Here is a 17,880-nt window from a genome sequence, read left to right as displayed (position 1 = left end):
GGAAAATGGCCGTCGCAAGGTGCTCGCGACGGCTGAAAGCACCGAAATGAGCGAGTGATCCGATCGTTTTTGATCGGTTCACCGCTTTCAAAATCAGCAGTGGCTGAAGTCAGCCGGAAATACAGGGCTACTTCAGACCATCCCTAGCTAGGGCTCGTAGTTCGGCGCAAGGCTGAAGTCACTTGGCTGCTTCGCTGTGCAGATCCATGACCCACTTTCCATCAAACTCCCGGTTGTAGTTCCACAAGCATCTCGCGAGTCTTGCCGGCCCGCTCCACTAACAAGACCACAACATCTCCAACGTTCTTGTCGTCTAGCCGGGCCTGTAATGTGGTGACGTCGTCAACGGCGATACCGTCGATGCTGATAACGCGATCGCCGGGCACGATGCCGCCTGCGGTGACCTCGACGCCGACGAGCCCGGCCCTGTGCGCCGCCGAGCCCGGCGTCACGCGCAATACGAATACGCCCTTACTGCCGGTCAGCGCCTGCAGACGCGCGTTGAGCTGCTCATCCACCTCGATGCCCAGCGCCGGACGGATGTACTTGCCGGTCTTTATGAGTTGCGGCACCACGCGCATGACGGTATCGACCGGCACCGCAAAGCCTATGCCGGCCGAGGCGCCAGACGGACTGTAGATGGCGGTATTGATTCCGATCAGCCGCCCAGCCGAATCGAGCAGCGGGCCACCGGAATTGCCGGGGTTGATGGCGGCGTCGGTCTGGATCAGGTGATCGATGGCCGGGCCGCCCGCTTCTCCCGGCAACGAGCGGTCGAGCGCGGAGACGATACCAGTGGTGAGCGTCCAGTCCAGGCCGAAGGGGTTGCCGATAGCGAACACCTTCTGACCCACCTTGAGGTCGGCACTGGTGCCGACCGGCACGGCCGGCGGGCGCTTGAAACCGACGCCGATCTTGAGCACGGCGATGTCGTGCGCGGGGCTCGTCCCCACCAGCGCGGCCTGGTAGTCGCGGCCGTCGGCCAGTTTGACGGTGGCTTCGGACGCGCCCTGGATGACGTGGAAGTTGGTGACGACGTGGCCGGCGTCGTCCCAGATGAAGCCCGAGCCAGTGCCGCGCGGCACGGAGAACACGTTGCGCGTCCAGACATCGCGTACTAATTGCGCGGTGGTGATGTAGACCACCGAGGCGCGCGATTTTTCGAACAGTTCGATGGTGGTTTTCTCGTCCGCCGCCAGATCGCCACGCGCCATCACGGTGCGTTCTGCTGCCTCGCGCGGACTGAACCATGCCTCGATGGCGGGCAGAAACTGCCACAGCAGCATGAGCGCGGCAATGCAGGCGGTGATGAAGAGCCCGCGCCGGACGAAGCGGTCCGGCGCGGGGCGTTGGTACGGGTCGAGATAGGCCATGAGACGTCTCCTGTTGATGGGCAATCAGCGCCACAGCCCGCTCAGGCGCCAGCGCGGTGGGCGCGTCGCCAAAGCGGATTCCGGCAAAAAATGGGGCGCGCGGAGTGGCAACGCTGATGCTGGACCAGGCGCCAACGTCAGCAGGCGTGCGATGCGCTCTTGCGTTGCCGGACGCGTGCGCAAGCAGGAGGGCTCGGGATTGCCCCATCCCGGCCATAGCCAGGCACGCCAGGAGCGGCTGACCCGCTCGATTTTCGCCAGCGCGGACGCCAGCCCCTGCGGGTCGCCAGTCAGTTCCGCCGCAAGGCGGTCAGCGTCGAACTCACGCACGCGAGACAAGCCGAGCTGTGCGGGCAGGCTGAGCAGGATCGCGATCTGCCCCATCAGGGCCAGTAGGCTCGTGAGGCGACTGTTGGAATCCGCCAGCCCCATGACACGCAGATCCTCATTAGCGATGTGCGCGACCTCGTGCACGAGCACACCCGCCAGCTCGCGTGGGCTCAGGCTGCGCAGCAGGCCATCGGTGAGGGCGATCGATGCCTCCTGCTTCGATCCGGTGGCGAAGGCGTTGACGACGGCACTGGGCACATAGTGCGGCACCGGCGTGGCGGGCAAACCGGCACGGGCGGACAGCTCGCGCAACAGGGCCCACATCTCGTGGGCTTGTTGCGGGTGCAAGGCCCGTACGCGGTACAGGCGCAAGCTCAGCGCCGACGCGGCTACCGGTTCCAGCAGCAACGCACCTGCAACGGCAAACAGCGCGAGCCACAGGCAGCCTTCCCCAAATGGCAGTCTCCCTGCTGCGGCTGCGATCCCGACCAGGGTCAGGACCAACAGCCCGGTCTGCAGGCGGTTGAGCCAGCGGTGTTGCAAGAGCGCAGGGCGCGGATCACTCGGATGATGACGGGTCATGCTCAGAGGTCTCGGCGGCGCGGTCGCCGCGCTTGCGCAGCAGCCAGTAGGTCGCACCCAGAGCCAGCGTGGCGCCTGCCAGCGCGGCTATCTTTGCGGGACTCGCGTCGGAGTCGAGGATCACGAACTTGCGGGAGAGTGCGATCACCGCGATCAGGACCACCGTCTTGACCTGGATGATGCTGTCCCGACGCAGCGCCACGCGCACGATGGAATGCTTGAACTCCATCGCGATCAAGAGCGTCATGATCATGCCGAACACGCTCTGGAATACCTTGTGGTCCAGGGGATTGAAGGCATCGAGAACCAGCAGCGTGAAGACGATGGAGATGAGCTGGAACAGCGACACCACGATGATGACGGCGATCACCGCCGACAGCACGAGCGCGACGACCTGCTCGAAGCGCTCGTAAAAACTCATGATGGCCAATTGGTCACGCAAGACCTGAAATGGGTTAAGGCGTTTTGATTTCATGACTATGAACTCCCTGGAAAACGGCTGCTGTCGAGACGGCGGCGCATTGCGCTGATGTGTCCTTCAATCAACTCGGTCGACATGCCAAGCGTCGACATCACCTGTTCCGCCAGCCCAATAGCTGCGGCAAAGGATTGCTGATACACGCGCACGTTAGGCATGGCGCGAAATGCATCGGCCGCGGTCGTACTTCTGCATGACACCCACAAGGTCAGCGCCGGACGGCGCTCGGCAATCGCCTGGGCGATGCGCAACGCTTGCTGGGCATGGGCGAACGTTAGCACCACCAAGTGCGCATGCGTCAAGCCGGCAGCCAGCAAGGTATCGGGCCGACTGGCATCGCCATGGAACACCGGCGCGCCGGCGGCACGCGCGGCCTCTACCTTCTGCGCGTCCGCCTCCAGCAGCAGATGCGCCACGCCGGCGTGGCGAAGAATCTCGCTGACTGTCAGGCCAAGCTCGCCCGCGCCGCAAACGATGACATGGTCTCGATATCGCGTCGTCTGCGCGGCGATCTCGACTTCTTCAGCCTGGGGTGGCTGAATGACGCCGCCGGTGCGGCTCAAGAACCGGGCAAGTACATCGTGATGGCGGATCAGTAGCGGTGCCAGGGCCATGCTGAGCACCAGCGCGACCAGCATGGGTTGGACGACGGTCGCGGGGATCAGATGCTGCTGCAAGACCGTGCCCAACAACAGCAGGGCGAACTCGCCGCCGTGCCCCAACGCTATGCCCGTGCGCCAGGCATCGAGGGCGGACAGGCGCGTCGCCCGCAAGGCCAGCGTATTGAGCAGGATCTTGACCGGTACCAGCACCACCAGCCACGCCAGCACCGCCAGCGGTGCCGAAAGAATCTGTGCTGCGTCCAGTTGCAGGCCGATGGTCACGAAGAACACGCCCGACAACACATCGCGAAACGGCCTGAGGTGGCTTTCCATGTGGTGCCGGAAGTCGCTCTCGCCCAGCACCATCCCGGCGAGGAAGGCCCCCAGGGCGGCGGATACGCCGACCGCGTGCGCAGCAGCGGCGGCAGCCACCACCACGCACAAGGAGACGAGCACGAACGATTCCTCGTGGCCCCGCCGCGCCACCCAGCCCAGCAGGCCATGCAACAGACGGCGCGAGACGAGGGCCGCTGCCGCGAACAGCAGCAGCACACCGAATACTTCGAGCAGCACATGCTCGATCTTCGGCGACTCGCCGCGCGCCCAGATCGCCAGCAAGGCCAGCAGGGGCACGCTGGCCAGGTCCTGAAAGACCAGCACGGCGATGGCACTGCGTCCGTGGCGGGTGGTGAGCTCGCCTTGGTCGGCCAGTTGTCGGCTGACCAGCGCCGTGGACGACATGGCCGCCGCAGTGCCGAGCAGCGCGGCGCTCTGGCCGGGCTGCCCCAGCCACATCAATAGCAGGATCAGCGGCGGGGCCACGGCGATCATCTGCAGAGCGCCCGCCATCAGCACCGTCCTGCGGGCGAGCCAGAAGTCTCCGAGGGAGAATTCCAGTCCGACCATGGACAACAGCAGCGCCACGCCCAGCTCGGACAGAAAGCTCAGCGTCTCCCCCGGCGCGATCACGCCGATGACTGAGGGGCCCAGTACAACGCCGACAGAGAGATACCCCAGCAAGGCGGGCACTCTGAACGCCGCCGTCGCCATCGCCGCTAGGCTGCAAGCCGCCAGCAGGATTAGCGTAGTGCCGAGCAAGCCCTGCATCGGTCAGCGTCCCACTTGCGTCGACGTCCAGCGCACGATGTCCTGCGCGCCCATCACGCCGGCCTGACGGGCGATCTCCCGCCCACCCTGGAACAGGGCGAGCGTCGGGATGCTGCGGATACCGAACTGCGCGGCCAGGTGGGGCTCAGCCTCGGTATTCACCTTCGCCAGCCGGTTCCTCGGTTCGAGCTGGTGCGCCGATTGCTGGAACTGTGGCGCCATCATCTTGCACGGCCCGCACCATGGCGCCCAGAAATCGACCAGCAGCGGCAGATCGCTGCGCTCCACGTGGCGCGAGAACGTCGCCGTGGTCGACTCGATGGGCTCGCCCGTGAACAAGGGCTGCTGGCAGCGGCCACAGTTGGGATGTTCCGATAGCTTCGCAGTCGGTACGCGGTTGATGGACTGGCAATGCGGGCAGACGAGGTGAAGATCATTCTTCATGGTTCGCCTCCTTGGACCACAGTGAGGCTGCCTCGCTTCGGGTCACAGACAATGCCGACCAATCAACGCCTTGGAGCCAATCGTTCCCGTTTTTGCTTACTCCGGCCTCTTCCAGATGAGCAGCGATGAATGCTTCGGCCTGCATGAGCCACCTTCGGACAGCATCTTCCTTACTAGGAATCAGCAGGATTTCAGAGACGCTGCTGGCATTCAGCCCGTCCACACGGATAAGCAGAAAAATGCGCCGCCACAAACGCGGCATGTCCTTCAGCAGGTCAAATGCAAAAGCGAACTCGCTCGACCGATCAATCAGCTCCTCCTGTTCCGCGATCGTTGCGACATCGGGATGCTGACTGCCAGCGAAAATATCGGCCAGCTTGAGTGTGTCATCGTGCTGATAAAATTCGAAGATTTCCTCTTCCACCATGGCCTCGGCCACGTCTTGGGCATCCGGTTCGACCGGCGCGTCCAGAGAAACGAATTCGCCAAATTGCCGGCTGCTTGCCACTTCGTTATCCAGGACGGCGAACAGATGCTTCAAAAGACCGGTGTAAGCCTCTTTTTCCCCCGGCACGGATTGCCATTCCACCTTAGCTCGGACAATCGCTTCATCCACCACGTCGCGCAGCGTCGGATAATCGCGCGGTAAATCGCCGACAGCCCGCAGATAAGCCAGCTCACGCCTTGCGACAGCCTCAAGTTTCGACAGTAGAGGCATTCGGGTCACCTCGGCCTCATGGGCGGCTGATGCGGGTTTTGCGGCAATCCGCACCTTGAGCTCGCGCAAGCGCTCGCGTCGTGCTTTGCGCTTGATTTGATCCTGAGCATGCAGTCGGTCAAAATGCTTCTTGGCCTGACGGAACAACGACTGTGCGAGCATCTGCGCGAGGGGCGTCAGCTCGTCATGTGATGCAGTAACGCTGACAATCTTTTTGCCGGGCAGGTGCATATAGCCACTGGCCAAAAATTGCCGCTTGATCTTGTCGCGATCAAGGACGATTTGAAGTCGCGCTGAATCTTTAGTGTGTTTGTCGAGCAATGGCTTGAGGGCGTGCTCGATCACATTTCCCAAAGCTCTCTGCCAAGGTTCATGAAACTCTTTGTCGATAGCTCGATAGCTATATTGTATCTGCATGTATGACTCCTTCGATGTCATTTCTATGGAGGCATGAATCGAGGATGCTCATATCCATAGATTTTGGTTTGGCACGCTCTTACCCCAGGCGCGTTTTGCGAAGACTCCAACTCAAGAACAAAAGCGTGACGCCATAGACTGCCGCATGGAAACCCAACAGCCAGCCTGCGGCCACGAATGACTCGACCGGACGGGTAAAAAATATCCACAAGACGATAGCACCAAGGATAATCGAGAGCAGTCCACTGAGGGCAAGCCAGATTTCACCCTTGATTTCCCGACGCAGCCGAACGGCGGCGGATATCTCCAGCACACCGGTGAAAATCGCCCAGAAGCCCACGCTAGCCCATAAAAAAGAAGCCAAGACTATCGTGGCGACCCAAGGAGCAACCAGGACGACGACGCCCATAAGTATGCCGACAATGCCGCTGAACAGCAGCCAGCCCCAGCGCTCTTTTTTCTGGATATGGCGCACCGCTGCAAACAAGTTGAACGCGCCATTGACCAAGGAAAATGCGCCGAACATGATGGTCATGGCCAACAGAGCCGATTGTGGCATCCAGAACGCGAGGGCTGCAAAAATCAATGCCAAGACACCGCGCAGCACAAAAAGCCACCAATTTTGGCTCAGCGAACACAGTGCTTTGGTGGGGTCATCCGCATTGGAATTGGCGATGGTGTCTGTGTTCATGCAATATCTCCTAAAGATCTATACAAAATAAAAAATCAAACACTCATGGGACAAGAGAGGGGGCGCTATGCGCCCCCTCTCCAGCGGTTTCAGAACAACCTGGACAGTTTTGCCTTGACTTCATCGAGCCAGCCTTTTCCGCAGCCTCCCCCTCCCGTCTTTTCCTTGATTTTCTTGAGTTCAGCGTACAGGGGCTCAAAGTCCTTCCTTTTTCCATAGCCCAGCAGTTCTGCCATTTCCAACTGCTGCCGGGCTTCGTTCAACAATGTCTCCAGGCGCTCATTGGATGCTTCGCTGCGCTGACCATCTTCTACCAGGGGCTCGGCGCGCTTCAGGAGCAGCTTCGCACGCAGGACGGGCAGCGGAAGCACGCTGCGCTCCTCGACCAGCGTGCTGAGCGCTGACTGCAGCGCGGCTTTGGCTTCTTCGATCTTGCCCTGATCGATCAGCGGCACGACTGCCTTCACGGCTGCGGGATAGGACGCCAAAGGGATGTTGGTGACCGTGATCACGATTTCACTGGCCAGCAAAGCCAGCACGTGGCGAGCCTGTTGCACCTCGCCATGTTTGAGGGCATCCAGCGCCTCGTCGGTCATCGCCTCAATGGTTTCCGTGTTGGCGAACAAGTCGTGCACGATGGTGCGCACATCAACGCCGGCCAGGGCGAGCGTGGGTTCGCGCGCGACGATCAGCTCCAGCTTTCCCGTCACTTCGGCCAGCGTTGCCAATGCGCGTGCAGTGTCCTTGCCGTCAAGTGCGGCCAGCGCTGATTTGGTCAGCGACAAGGCCGAGACTGCCTCATCGAGGACTTGTTTACGTTTGTCTGCCGCCTGCGAGTCCGTTTCTTTCTGAACCTCAGGCTGTACCTCCGTGACGACTTCAGGCTTGGACTCTGGACTGACAGGAAGGCTGCTTACCGCGGCCTGTTCGTTTTTTCCTTCGTTCGTCGCATTGGGATTCGGTGTTTGCTCATTCATGGTGATATGCCTCGTATGAGATAGTGAAAATAGGCGAATCTATTGGGGCTCAATGCGAACATCGCGAGACTGACCGACAGAGCAGTCAGCCCCTTCATCACCTCAAAACAGCTTTTGGATGCGCGTCTTCAACTCGTCGAACCATCCCTTGCCGCTTTTGCCACCAGCCGACTTTTGCTCAATGGACTTCACCTGATCGAAGATGGGTTTGAAGTCCGCCTTCTTGCCATAACCTAGGATCTGCGCCATCTCGATCTCCGTGCGCACGGACGACAGCAAGGTGCTGAGCTCCTCGTTCTGCTTGGCATCGCGCCTGTCGGTCTCGGCCAGCTTTTCAGCTTTTGCCATCGCGGCTTCGGCCCGTAGCACGGGCAGAGGAAAGGCGACCGAGGTCACCACCAGCGTGTTCAGTGCTCGGGCGAGTTCCGCTTTGGCGTTGTCGATCTTGCCGCTGTCGATGAGCCGTGCGGCCGACTTGATCGCTGCCGGGTACGTTGCCATCGGAAGGTTGTCGGTTTGGATTACGATTTCGCTGGCCAGATTGGCAACGATGGGCCGGGCCTTTTGCACCTCGCCATCACCCAACAACTCCCGAGACAACTTGACCGCTTTCTTTACCGATTCCACGTTGGCGTGGATATCGTGGGTGATGACGCGTACATCGACCGGCGCCAAAGCAAGTTTGGCGTCGCGTGCCAATACCAGTTCCAGCTTTCCGCTGGCCAGTTCCAGCGCAGCAAGCGCCTCCTTGGTCTTGTTTGCATCAAGGAGGGTCAAAGCCTCCTGGGTCTTGGTGAGCGCCGTGATGGCGTCTTGAGTGAGCTCGGCACGCTTTTTATCGGCTTCCCGGGCGGCCTTGTCATCTACCTGTGGCTGTGCCGCCTTGGATGCGGCAGAGGGTGCTGCAGCACCTGGGCTAGAACCTGCCGCCGATTGGGCCAGAGCCGGTCCGCTCAGTCCGACGACGACCGCCAGGGCAAGTGCGGAGAAGGTGTATTGTGGCTGTTTGATATTCATGATCTTGGGCTCTTGATTGAAGTTAGTTGACTGAGATTTCAATCTGTTTCGGTTTGGCTTGCTCGGCCTTGACAAGCCGCACTTCCAGCACGCCGTCTTTCATGGAAGCCGTCACCTTGGTCGGATCAACGTTGTCAGGCAAGACAAAGCTGCGCACAAAGCGGCCATAGGCACGTTCGATGCGGTGGAACTTCTTGCCCTGCTCCTCTTTTTCCAGTTTGCGCTCGCCGCTGATGGTGAGCACACCGTTTTCCGCGCTGACGCGCACGGCATCCTTGGGGACCTCCGGCAGATCCAGCTTGAGGAGGAATGCGTTCTCATCCTCGCTGATGTCCGCCATTGGAGCCCAGTCCGCCGTGGTCATGGCTTCGTTGCCGGTACGGGCGCCCTGTCGCTGAGGTATTCGTCCGAACATCGTCGCCAGGCGGTTTTGCAATTCATCCAGTTCCCGGAAGGGGTCCCACGGAGTCAATGCAGACATGTCGGTTCTCCTTGAACAATGCCGACGAATTGGATGACGCACTGAACAGAGCCGTCGGTTTACTCTGAATGGCACCTACTACTGTTTTCAGTTCCGAACAAGTCCTTGAGTCAATTGACGGATATCGCTTTCGTCGAGCGTTTCCCGCGCCAGCAGCTCGCGCGCACAGCGCTCCAGCACCGCGCGGTTGATGTCGAGAATCCGGTAGGCGCGCTCGAACACGCCCATCACGATGTCGCGGATAGCCTGATCGATGCGCGCCTGGGTCGATTCGGCCACCCGGCAACAGCCTTGGCCAGCAATGTCTTGCCGGTGCCCGGTGGGCCGACCAGCAACACGCCCTTGGGAATGCGCGCCCCGAGACGGCCATAGTCCTGCGGATTCTTCAGGAAATCGACGATCGCGACCAGCTCCGCCTTGGCCTCATCCCCCCCCCCGCCACATCGGCGAACGTCACACCGGTGTTCTTTTCCACGAACACCTTGGTGCGGCTCTTACCGATGTTGAGAAACCCGCCCATGCCCTGCTTCTCGGCGAAGCGGCGGAACAGGAAGAACCAGACGCCAAAGAAGGATACCGCTGGCAGGATCCACGACAGCACATCGCTCAGCCAGGTGCTCTCCAACACGCGGGCATAGGGTACGTCGTACTTCGACAGGCGATCGGCAAGATCGGGTTCGACCCTCGTTGCCACGATCGTCGTCTTGCCCCGGCTGTCCGGCGACTTCAGGCGCCCGGTCACCGTACGATCCGACACCAGCACTTCGGCCACGCGCCCCTCGTCCAGCGCCTTCTCGAACTCGCTGTAGGGCACCGGCTCGACGGTTTTCGCCGTCTGCCAGTAGCTCTGCAAACTCAGCAACAGCAGGAGGGCAACGATCCAGTAGCCGGTATTCCATTGATTCTTTTTTTCCATGGACCGTGTTCCTCGAAAGTCGAGTTGCCAGAGGATCATGTGAACAGACGGGCCGCACCGTCACGCAAACGGATGGCCAGCGAGCGGGAGGGCAGTGCCGCCGCTGATGAGCAGCCCCCACGGCGTGGCCGACCGCGGATCACGCTTGTAGACGACCGCGTGACCCGCGGCCACGACCGCCACCGCGATCGATGCCAGGGAGGCTGCCCATGCCAGGCTGATGGAGTCGGACACGGCAGCCTCGCCCGCCATCAAGATGCGTCGCTCGCCGACTTCTTCTTGCTCGAGTCTTTGCCAGCGTCGCCGTGCGGCGTCTCGGTCGCCTTCGCGACATCCGGCTGCTCCGGCTCGGCCGGGGTCTGCGGTGGCTCTTTGCGTTCGAACACCACGCGTTCGGCCTTGTCGTCCCAGCGTGCGCTGGCGTGATCGCCCTTGCCGATGCCGCCACCGAGCATCTCGCGCGCCAGCGCAGTTTCCAGCTCGCTGCGGATCAGGCGCTTGAGTTCACGCGCACCGAACTCGGGCTTGTAGCCTTCTTCCGCGAAATGGTCGATCAGCGTCTGATCGAAAGTGAGCGTCACGCCCTGGCTGGCGGCGCTGCGCGCCACGCGATCGAGCTGCAGGCCGACGATGTGGCGGATCTCCTCCTTGCCCAGCGCATGGAAGACGATGATCTCGTCGATGCGGTTGAGGAACTCGGGCCGGAAGTGGCCGCGCAGCACGTCCATGACCTCGGCCTTGGTCTTTTCGTACTCCTCGCCAGCCGCCTCACGCGCCTTCAGCCGTCGCTGGATGATGTCCGAACCCAGGTTGGACGTGGCGATGATGATGGTGTTGGTGAAATCCACCACCCGGCCCTTGCCGTCGGTGAGGCGACCGTCGTCGAACACTTGCAGCAGGATGTTGTAGACGTCAGGGTGTGCCTTCTCGATCTCGTCGAGCAGCAGCACGCTGTAGGGCTTGCGCCGCACCTTCTCGGTGAGCTGACCGCCTTCGTCGTAACCGACATAGCCCGGAGGCGCGCCCACCAGCCGCGCCACGGTATGGCGTTCGCCATATTCCGACATGTCGATGCGCAACAGGGCATGCTCATCGCCGTAGATCGATTCGGCCAATGCCTTGGCGAGCTCGGTCTTGCCCACCCCGGTCGGGCCCAGAAACAGGAAGGTAGCCACCGGTTTACTGCCTTCGCGCAGGCCGGCGCGGGATAGCCGCACGGCATCGGCCACGGCACGGACCGCCTCGTCTTGTCCCACCAGGCGCTCGTGCAGCCGTTGTTCCAAGTGCAGCAGCTTTTCGCACTCTTCCACCGTCAACTCGTTGACCGGGATGCCGGTCAGGCGCGAGACAACCTGCGCCACGTGTTCCGCCTTGACCTCGGCACTGCCGGAGGCCCGCTCCCGCTCCCAGTCCTCGACGAGCTTCTTGAGCTCGGCCTCCTTGGCTTCGATGCGCTTGCCGAGCTCGGCGGCCTGGTCGTACTGCTTGCGCGCGGCCACGTAATCCTGTTCACGCCGTAGCTGGTGCAGTTCGGACTCCAGCTCCTGCACGGCCACCGGCCGGGCCGTGGCCGACAGCTTCACGCGCGCGGCCGCCTGGTCGAGCAGGTCGATCGCCTTGTCCGGCAGGAAGCGCGCCGTGATGTAGCGGTCGGACAACTCGGCTGCCGCGATGATCGCGTCCTCGGAGATGCTGACCTTGTGGTGCGCCTCGAAGGTGTCGCGCAGGCCGCGCAGAATCATGATGGCCTGGGCCACCGTCGGCTCGGGCACCGTCACCGGCTGGAAGCGCCGCTCCAGTGCAGCATCCTTCTCGATGTATTTCTGGTACTCGTTCAGCGTCGTGGCGCCGATCAGGTTGAGTTCACCGCGCGCCATCATCGGTTTGAACACGTTGGCCACGTCCAGCCCGCCTTCGCCACCGCCCTGGCCGGCACCGACGATGGTGTGCACCTCGTCGATGAACAAAATCAGCTCGCCCTGGTGCTCGGTCACCTCCTTCAGCACCTTCTGCACGCGCTCCTCGAACTCGCCGCGATATTTGGCGCCGGCCACCATGGCGTTGATGTTGAGTTCCACCAGGCGCTTGTCGCGCAAGGTCTCGGGCACTTCACCCGCCACCATGCGCTGCGCCAGCCCTTCGACGATGGCGGTCTTGCCCACACCCGGCTCGCCGATCAGCACCGGGTTGTTCTTCTTGCGCCGGGCCAGCACCTCGATGGTGGTTTCGATCTCCTGCGCGCGGCCGATCACCGGGTCGAGCTTGCCGTCGCGCGCCATCTTGGTCAGGTCGCGCGAGTACTTGTCGAGTTCTGGCGTGTTGGTCGGCGTCTCAGCGCGGCCATCCTCGGCGCCCTTGCCGACCACCTTGTTGACCTGTTGGCGCAGCGCCTGCGGCGTCAGGCCGTAGCGGCGCAGCAGGTTGGCGGCCAGCCCTTCGCCTTCCTCGGCCAGACCGATCAGGAAATGCTCTGGACCGACATAAGAATGGCCGAGTTCATTGGAGGCCACGAAGGCGCGGCTGAGCGCATCCTTCACGCGCGGCGACACGCCGATCTCGCCCTCGAAGGGCTTGTCCCCGCGCTTGGCCTCAGACTCGATCTGCCGCTTGAGGTCATCGACCTTGATCTTGAACTGACCCAGGATGGTCTTGACCACGTCGCTGTCGGCCAGCGCCAGCAGCAGATGTTCGGTATCCACCTCGGAGCGGCCAAATTCGGCAGCGTGTTTGGCGGCCTCCTGCAGCAAGGCTTCCGACTGTTCGCTGATGCGGCTGGCCAGCCCACTGCCGCGACGGCGCGGCGCACCCGAACCTGCGGTGGCGGGCTCGCCAAACGAGGCATCGACCACGTCATCGGTATCGGCGGCAACTGGCGTCGCGTCTTCGCCGATGCGGAAGAAGTCACTGCCGAGGAAGTCCTCGAACAGGCCGCTGCGCGAGCCGAACAAGGCTTCCAGCGGCGAAACGGTGCGCTTTTGCTGGCGCACTAATTGCCGGTAATGGTCGTCGCACAACAGCATGGTGCTGTTACGACCGTTGAGATTGGCTTCCACCCGCACGGTGGCGGGTTGGCCGCAGACCTGGCATTGTTTTCTGGCCATGCTGATGCTCCTGAGAAGGTTGACAAGGTTGAGGAGACGAGGCATCGCGAGCCGCGACTCCTCGTCTCGTGCCGGGTTTTTCTTGTGACGAACGAGCCGGCGACGTCAGCCTTTGATCGGGATCGAGCGTCCCTGCTTCGGCGCGCTGACCTCGCGCTTGTCGATCGTGACCGTGAGCACCCCGTTCTTGAACGATGCCTTGATCGAATCCTGGTTGGCGTCGTCAGGCAGGTTCAAGGCACGCTGAAAGCTGCCGTAGGAGCGCTCCACACGGTGGAAGCCACCTTCCTTCTTCTCCTGTTCCTGGCGCTTCTCGCCACGCACCATCAGCACGTCGTTGTCGAGAGTTATCTGGATGTCCTTCTCCTCGACACCGGGCACTTCCAGGGTAATCTTGTACTGCTTGTCGGTTTCCTGGATGTCCAGGGCCGGCTTCAGCATGCCCGACCAATCGGATGGCCACTGCGGCATGTTCAACGCCGGAAAACCGAAGCCCCGGAATGCGTCATCGAACAGCCGGTCGATTTCCCGATGCAGTTGCAGGATCGGGCTGACTGGCCCGCTCGCCGCTGGCAGGTCATTGCGCTGCACCGGCAGGGAAGAGGCGGTCTGCTGCTCTTGCTGCTCGTTCTTGAACCAGTTCCAGGGAGCCAACTTCTTGAAATCGATGTCCATGTCATACCTCCAGAAAAATTGGAAAACGAGTTACTCAAGCCCTTTGCCTGCTGCGACGGGCAGTGCGCCCAGGCGACACGGGCTGCTCGGATGACTTCTGCTGTTCACGCTTGCGCATCACCTCCTTCTTTGCTCCGGCTCGGGTCTGATCATTGATGCACTGATCGATTTCACTTTGACGAAGCCGCCACGTCCCGCCCACCTTGAAAGCCGGAATTTCCCCGTGTGCGGCGAGCCGATAAAGCGTCCGCTTGCCGACTTTCAAGTACGCAGCCAATTCATCGAGCGTGAAAATCACCTGTAGGTGCGCTTTCATCTCACCCTCTCCAATCGCGTCGCTTTGCGGTTCCGGCCAAGGAAATCCTTGCAATACTTTGTAATATTAGACCTACTATGAATAACTTCAAGAGTCAATGTGCAGCGTTCTCCCGCCCCATTGATGCAGGTCAACTGCTCAGGCAAGGCACAGGGGGGCGGTCTGATCAGGCAATGGACAGCGCCTGGCTCGTCAGCCTGCGTGTACCACAGGCGCCTCGATCAAACACCGATCCTCACGTTGTAGCCGAGTGCCCGCAGCCCCTTGCTCGTCTGCATGTTCCTTGGCGGAAACTCGTCTGGGCGCGCCCAGACGACGATTTCCCCGAGGCTGCTCAGGCTAACGTGCGGAATTGCCCAGTCGTCGCTGCGGATCGCGTTCCAGAGTCGGGCCGAAACACTTCCGTTGCCCCAGACAACGTAGTTCAACAGTATCCGTCCGGCCAACACACCTTCCCGACACCGCCGCCGAAGGCCATGGCCCATCAAGCGGATTTTCCATGCGCCCTCAGCGCCGTACCTACAGCAAATCTTTCAAGGCTCATGTCATTCAGGAGTGTTCTGAACCCGGTGCCTCCATCGCAAACATCGCCTTGGGCTACAGCCTCAATGCCAACCTCGACCACAAATGGATTCGGCTGCCTACCCAGAAAACCACGGCTATCCAGCCAGCGTTCATCCCGTTGCCTTCTCAAATGCTCGGCGTGGGTTCGCATACTCAAGCGCGCTGCTGCGATCATGAGTTTGATCCAGTCGGCCCGTAATAATGGGCACGATCCGTATGCCTATCTCAAGGATGTGCTGACACGGTTGCCGTCCCTGTAACAGCCTGAAGTTGACCTGGGTAATCAAATACCGGTGTAGTGATTAGGAAACAGGGCTCGGATAACATCATGGCGCAGGTCACCCTGATCTTGACCCTCCATCTCCGAACAGCTTTTGTATCTTAAGTTAACGATGTCCGCTGCCGGTATTCCCTCGGGGAGTGATATCCCAGCGCGCTGTGCGGGTGGCTTCCATTTCAATCAGATGTCCTTCCTGCTCCGCTACTGAAGGCGTGGTGCGTAACGGCAAAAGCACTGCCGGACATCAGCGCTATCTCTGCTCTCACTGCCGTAAAACATGGCAACTACAGTTCACTTACACCGCCTCTCAGCCCGGTACGCACCAGAAAATCATTGATATGGCCATGAATGGCGTTGGATGCCGGGCAACCGCCCGCATTATGGGCGTTGGCCTCAACACGATTTTACGTCACTTAAAAACTCAGACCGCAGTCGGTAACCTCACGCATACAACCGGGCAGTGACGTCATTGTTTGCGCGGAAATGGACGAACAGTGTGGGGTTATGTCGGCGCTAAATCACGCCAGCGCTGGTTGTTTTACGCGTATGACAGGATACGGAGGACGGTTGTGGCGCACGTATTCGGTGAACGCACGTTGTCCACGCTGGAGCGTCTTCCGGGCCTGCTGTCGGCCTTTGAGGTCGTGGTATGGATGACGGATGGCTGGCCGCTTTATGAATCACGCCTGAAGGGAGAACTGCACGTTATCAGCAAGCGATATACGCAGCGCATTGAGCGGCATAACCTGAATCTGAGGCAGCATCTGGCAAGGCTGGGCAGGAAGTCACTGTCGTTCTCAAAATCGGTGGAGCTGCATGACAAAGTCATCGGGCATTATCTGAACATAAAACACTATCAGTAAGTTGGAGTCATTACCTTCTTTGCCGCCGGACATTGTCCGGCGCAACACCAAACCGGTCTGGCGGGCTGAGCCAATCCCGCAGGCAAATTCAGCCCTTACCGGATGGCTCAGCCCCCTACTCATTGGAATTGGATATTCAACTTTCAGGGGCTACTGCGCCAGACTTCAGTCTTTAAAGTGATTGACTTAGCGCCTGGCACACTCAATTTATTTAGGTAGCGGGCCTAATTGCACCCCATCAGGATAATACTTCCAGCCATCGCGAATTTTGACATTTTCATCCCACGGAAGTTTGTATTCGCCATTGGCAAGATCGCGCACCCAGGTCAGGTAATTCTCGCGTTCGCCTCCCGGTTTGCCGACATAGCCCCGGCAGCCAAGGTTGAAAATATTGTTTTCCAACGCCCAGTTTTCACGCGCTTTATCCACCAGGCGCGGGAACAGCTCTGCGGTAACAATTTCCCATGGGTTGCGGTGCCCCTGCTGAATGACGTTACCGTCATAATTGCAGACCGTACCCTCGCCGAAGTAATAAAAGACATCGTCATAACCGGCCAGATTCACCGAAACGGTATACATCAGGTTTTGCCAGGCATTCGTCCGGTTTGTCCAGATCCACTGATCGTTCACCTGCGTGGAATAGCCCGAAATACGGATATAGACATTGCAGCCTTTATAAGCAGCCTCACGCGCCAGTTCCGGGAACATGCCGTCATGGCATATGCAGACGGCGAGTTTAGAACCTTTAGGCCCATCGCATACCGGCATTCCCATATTTCCCGGCATCCAGGGCTCAATCGGAACCCATGGTTGCAGCTTGCGGTAATGCAGAGCGATATCGCCCCGATCGTTAATGATAATAGCGGTGTTGTACGGTGGAAGAGACGGGTCTTCATTGCGCTCCATTAAGGAAAATACCCCCCAGATGCCGTTGCGGATACAGGCCTCTTTGAACTGACCAATCTCCGGGCTATCGAGAGTGAGTAACATCTCGTCATAGGTCCAGATTTTAGTATTCAGTCCCTGGGTTGAATATTCCGGGAAGACGATAACATCAAGTCCCGGATATCCGGCTTTGGTGGAGTCAACGGCCTTACAAATCTTATCGACCTGTATCTGGATATCCTCCGGTCCTTTAATAACGGGAACGGGGTATTGGATGGCGGCAATTAATAACGCTTCATCCCAGGAGCTTACACTTCCGGTGCTACCCATAGCAGACCTCTCGTAGTTAAGTTGGTGATATAAATTTAAACCGACAGATATGACGCAATTTGTTCTTCATCAGCACCAGAACGCGCCTGTTGATGAACAATATTGCCTTTCTCAATAACAACAATTTTATCTGACACATCGAGTACAAAGCTTAAAACCTGCTCGGAAACTAATATGGTCAACCCTTCTGCATCACGAATCTTACGTAATATTTTTGCCATTTCTTTAATAATTGACGGTTGAATTCCCTCCGTTGGTTCATCCAGCAAAAGTAATTTGGGTTTACCGGCGAGAGCTCTGGCCATAACGAGCTGCTGCTGCTGACCACCGGAAAGATTTCCCGCCATCCGTTTGCGCATTTCTTTCAGCACAGGGAAATAGTCATACAGGTATTCAGGAACCTGTAACGAACGGGATTGGCGAATCCCCGTTTTTATATTTTCTTCAACCGTCATGGTTGAAAATACCATTCGCCCCTGCGGGACAAAGCCAATGCCATGCTGAACGCGCTGGTAACTAAGCAAGCCGGTAATATTTGTACCGGCAAACTCTAACTCACCGGCACAGGACGGTATCATACCAATCAGTGATTTCATCAGCGTGGTTTTACCCATACCATTGCGCCCTACCAGAGCGACGATTTCACCCTCTGCTAACGTCAGATTCAGTCCACTGATGACCTGGCTCTGACCATATGCGACAGCATAATCAGAAATTTTCAGCATCCGTGTCT

The 17,880-nt window shown here is 59.7% G+C and carries 19 protein-coding genes and 3 pseudogenes; 3 read left to right on the top strand and 19 right to left on the bottom strand.

Annotated features, from left to right (window positions below):
* Positions 1-221 precede the first annotated feature (221 nt).
* The 17 genes and pseudogenes from ACLHV8_RS26865 to ACLHV8_RS26785 all read right to left on the bottom strand — a co-directional run bounded on the left by ACLHV8_RS26865 (position 222) and on the right by ACLHV8_RS26785 (position 14,710).
* Positions 222-1,373 carry a S1C family serine protease gene (locus tag ACLHV8_RS26865; protein ID WP_003847784.1) on the bottom strand — a complete coding sequence of 384 codons (1,152 nt, stop codon included), beginning with the start codon at positions 1,371-1,373 and terminating at the stop codon, positions 222-224.
* Positions 1,374-1,397: 24 nt separating this feature from the next.
* Positions 1,398-2,285, bottom strand: a complete 888-nt coding sequence (locus tag ACLHV8_RS26860; protein WP_410377070.1) for a zinc metalloprotease HtpX — start codon at positions 2,283-2,285, stop codon at positions 1,398-1,400.
* Entirely contained in the window at positions 2,263-2,760 is a 498-nt protein-coding gene (gene psiE-GI / locus ACLHV8_RS26855; protein WP_060657179.1) for a heat resistance protein PsiE-GI, read from the bottom strand. The genes ACLHV8_RS26860 and psiE-GI overlap by 23 nt, the downstream gene beginning before the upstream one ends.
* 2 nt (positions 2,761-2,762) lie before the next feature.
* Positions 2,763-4,472, bottom strand: a complete 1,710-nt coding sequence (kefB-GI, locus tag ACLHV8_RS26850) for a heat resistance system K+/H+ antiporter KefB-GI (protein ID WP_069602382.1) — start codon at positions 4,470-4,472, stop codon at positions 2,763-2,765.
* A 3-nt stretch (positions 4,473-4,475) separates the two neighbouring features.
* On the bottom strand, positions 4,476-4,916 hold the full coding sequence (trx-GI, locus tag ACLHV8_RS26845; protein WP_208595266.1) for a heat resistance system thioredoxin Trx-GI: 441 nt from the start codon (positions 4,914-4,916) through the stop codon (positions 4,476-4,478).
* Complete coding sequence (locus ACLHV8_RS26840; protein WP_004118192.1) at positions 4,906-6,051, bottom strand: hypothetical protein; 1,146 nt, start codon at positions 6,049-6,051, stop codon at positions 4,906-4,908. Before ACLHV8_RS26840 ends, trx-GI begins: the two co-directional genes overlap by 11 nt.
* Positions 6,052-6,130: 79 nt before the next feature.
* A complete protein-coding gene (gene hdeD-GI / locus ACLHV8_RS26835) occupies positions 6,131-6,742 on the bottom strand; it encodes a heat resistance membrane protein HdeD-GI (RefSeq protein ID WP_069602384.1) in 612 nt (203 codons plus the stop codon).
* 89 nt (positions 6,743-6,831) lie between these two features.
* Positions 6,832-7,719 carry a heat resistance protein YfdX2 gene (gene yfdX2, locus ACLHV8_RS26830; RefSeq protein WP_004118195.1) on the bottom strand — a complete coding sequence of 296 codons (888 nt, stop codon included), beginning with the start codon at positions 7,717-7,719 and terminating at the stop codon, positions 6,832-6,834.
* Between the two features lie 102 nt (positions 7,720-7,821).
* Positions 7,822-8,736, bottom strand: a complete 915-nt coding sequence (gene yfdX1 / locus ACLHV8_RS26825) for a heat resistance protein YfdX1 (RefSeq protein ID WP_001022486.1) — start codon at positions 8,734-8,736, stop codon at positions 7,822-7,824.
* Positions 8,737-8,758: 22 nt separating this feature from the next.
* Complete coding sequence (gene hsp20-GI, locus ACLHV8_RS26820; RefSeq protein ID WP_001275372.1) at positions 8,759-9,217, bottom strand: small heat shock protein sHSP20-GI; 459 nt, start codon at positions 9,215-9,217, stop codon at positions 8,759-8,761.
* 87 nt (positions 9,218-9,304) lie between these two features.
* A complete protein-coding gene (locus ACLHV8_RS26815; RefSeq protein WP_004118789.1) occupies positions 9,305-9,496 on the bottom strand; it encodes a hypothetical protein in 192 nt (63 codons plus the stop codon).
* A pseudogene (locus ACLHV8_RS26810) lies at positions 9,496-10,133 on the bottom strand (ATP-dependent metallopeptidase FtsH/Yme1/Tma family protein); the annotation flags it as partial. The pseudogene ACLHV8_RS26810 and the gene ACLHV8_RS26815, both read right to left, overlap by 1 nt.
* Positions 10,134-10,193: 60 nt before the next feature.
* Positions 10,194-10,385 (bottom strand): hypothetical protein, encoded by a 192-nt coding sequence (locus ACLHV8_RS26805; protein WP_017146640.1) that lies wholly within the window; start codon positions 10,383-10,385, stop codon positions 10,194-10,196.
* Positions 10,385-13,234: a heat shock survival AAA family ATPase ClpK gene (gene clpK, locus ACLHV8_RS26800; RefSeq protein WP_208595265.1), complete on the bottom strand. Its 2,850-nt coding sequence runs from the start codon at positions 13,232-13,234 to the stop codon at positions 10,385-10,387. The genes ACLHV8_RS26805 and clpK overlap by 1 nt, the downstream gene beginning before the upstream one ends.
* 105 nt (positions 13,235-13,339) lie before the next feature.
* A complete protein-coding gene (gene hsp20 / locus ACLHV8_RS26795) occupies positions 13,340-13,909 on the bottom strand; it encodes a small heat shock protein sHSP20 (RefSeq protein WP_410377069.1) in 570 nt (189 codons plus the stop codon).
* 34 nt (positions 13,910-13,943) lie between these two features.
* Positions 13,944-14,225 (bottom strand): helix-turn-helix domain-containing protein, encoded by a 282-nt coding sequence (locus ACLHV8_RS26790; protein WP_000643630.1) that lies wholly within the window; start codon positions 14,223-14,225, stop codon positions 13,944-13,946.
* Positions 14,226-14,446: 221 nt separating this feature from the next.
* Positions 14,447-14,710 (bottom strand): hypothetical protein, encoded by a 264-nt coding sequence (locus ACLHV8_RS26785; RefSeq protein WP_004118208.1) that lies wholly within the window; start codon positions 14,708-14,710, stop codon positions 14,447-14,449.
* A gap of 14 nt (positions 14,711-14,724) precedes the next feature.
* Here ACLHV8_RS26785 and ACLHV8_RS26780 point away from each other — a divergent pair, with 14 nt between their 5' ends.
* The 3 genes and pseudogenes from ACLHV8_RS26780 to ACLHV8_RS26770 all read left to right on the top strand — a co-directional run bounded on the left by ACLHV8_RS26780 (position 14,725) and on the right by ACLHV8_RS26770 (position 15,932).
* Positions 14,725-14,988, top strand: coding sequence for a transposase (locus ACLHV8_RS26780; protein WP_071978066.1), 264 nt, complete (start codon positions 14,725-14,727; stop codon positions 14,986-14,988).
* A pseudogene (locus tag ACLHV8_RS26775) lies at positions 14,945-15,049 on the top strand (transposase domain-containing protein); the annotation flags it as partial. The gene ACLHV8_RS26780 and the pseudogene ACLHV8_RS26775, both read left to right, overlap by 44 nt.
* A gap of 184 nt (positions 15,050-15,233) precedes the next feature.
* Positions 15,234-15,932: pseudogene (locus ACLHV8_RS26770) on the top strand (IS1 family transposase).
* A 207-nt stretch (positions 15,933-16,139) separates the two neighbouring features.
* Here ACLHV8_RS26770 and ACLHV8_RS26765 read toward each other — a convergent pair.
* Both ACLHV8_RS26765 and urtE read right to left on the bottom strand, forming a co-directional pair.
* Complete coding sequence (locus ACLHV8_RS26765; RefSeq protein ID WP_004181997.1) at positions 16,140-17,147, bottom strand: formamidase; 1,008 nt, start codon at positions 17,145-17,147, stop codon at positions 16,140-16,142.
* A gap of 35 nt (positions 17,148-17,182) precedes the next feature.
* Positions 17,183-17,872, bottom strand: coding sequence for an urea ABC transporter ATP-binding subunit UrtE (urtE, locus tag ACLHV8_RS26760; protein WP_004181996.1), 690 nt, complete (start codon positions 17,870-17,872; stop codon positions 17,183-17,185).
* Positions 17,873-17,880 lie beyond the last annotated feature (8 nt).

Origin of the sequence: Enterobacter sp. CPE_E863, from assembly GCF_046521465.1 — a bacterium.
Taxonomy (GTDB): Bacteria; Pseudomonadota; Gammaproteobacteria; order Enterobacterales; family Enterobacteriaceae; genus Enterobacter; species Enterobacter adelaidei.
Note: the sequence above shows the minus strand (reverse complement) of the source record. Positions and strands in the feature narration are given on the sequence as shown.

Coding starts and splice junctions, on each gene's coding strand:
- ACLHV8_RS26865 (WP_003847784.1), bottom strand. CDS start 1,373: ATGGCCTATCTCGACCCGTACCAACGCCCCGCGCCGGACCGCTTCGTC.
- ACLHV8_RS26860 (WP_410377070.1), bottom strand. CDS start 2,285: ATGACCCGTCATCATCCGAGTGATCCGCGCCCTGCGCTCTTGCAACAC.
- psiE-GI (WP_060657179.1), bottom strand. CDS start 2,760: ATGAAATCAAAACGCCTTAACCCATTTCAGGTCTTGCGTGACCAATTG.
- kefB-GI (WP_069602382.1), bottom strand. CDS start 4,472: ATGCAGGGCTTGCTCGGCACTACGCTAATCCTGCTGGCGGCTTGCAGC.
- trx-GI (WP_208595266.1), bottom strand. CDS start 4,916: ATGAAGAATGATCTTCACCTCGTCTGCCCGCATTGCCAGTCCATCAAC.
- ACLHV8_RS26840 (WP_004118192.1), bottom strand. CDS start 6,051: ATGCAGATACAATATAGCTATCGAGCTATCGACAAAGAGTTTCATGAA.
- hdeD-GI (WP_069602384.1), bottom strand. CDS start 6,742: ATGAACACAGACACCATCGCCAATTCCAATGCGGATGACCCCACCAAA.
- yfdX2 (WP_004118195.1), bottom strand. CDS start 7,719: ATGAATGAGCAAACACCGAATCCCAATGCGACGAACGAAGGAAAAAAC.
- yfdX1 (WP_001022486.1), bottom strand. CDS start 8,736: ATGAATATCAAACAGCCACAATACACCTTCTCCGCACTTGCCCTGGCG.
- hsp20-GI (WP_001275372.1), bottom strand. CDS start 9,217: ATGTCTGCATTGACTCCGTGGGACCCCTTCCGGGAACTGGATGAATTG.
- ACLHV8_RS26805 (WP_017146640.1), bottom strand. CDS start 10,385: ATGGCGGGCGAGGCTGCCGTGTCCGACTCCATCAGCCTGGCATGGGCA.
- clpK (WP_208595265.1), bottom strand. CDS start 13,234: ATGGCCAGAAAACAATGCCAGGTCTGCGGCCAACCCGCCACCGTGCGG.
- hsp20 (WP_410377069.1), bottom strand. CDS start 13,909: ATGGACATCGATTTCAAGAAGTTGGCTCCCTGGAACTGGTTCAAGAAC.
- ACLHV8_RS26790 (WP_000643630.1), bottom strand. CDS start 14,225: ATGAAAGCGCACCTACAGGTGATTTTCACGCTCGATGAATTGGCTGCG.
- ACLHV8_RS26785 (WP_004118208.1), bottom strand. CDS start 14,710: ATGGGCCATGGCCTTCGGCGGCGGTGTCGGGAAGGTGTGTTGGCCGGA.
- ACLHV8_RS26780 (WP_071978066.1), top strand. CDS start 14,725: ATGCGCCCTCAGCGCCGTACCTACAGCAAATCTTTCAAGGCTCATGTC.
- ACLHV8_RS26765 (WP_004181997.1), bottom strand. CDS start 17,147: ATGGGTAGCACCGGAAGTGTAAGCTCCTGGGATGAAGCGTTATTAATT.
- urtE (WP_004181996.1), bottom strand. CDS start 17,872: ATGCTGAAAATTTCTGATTATGCTGTCGCATATGGTCAGAGCCAGGTC.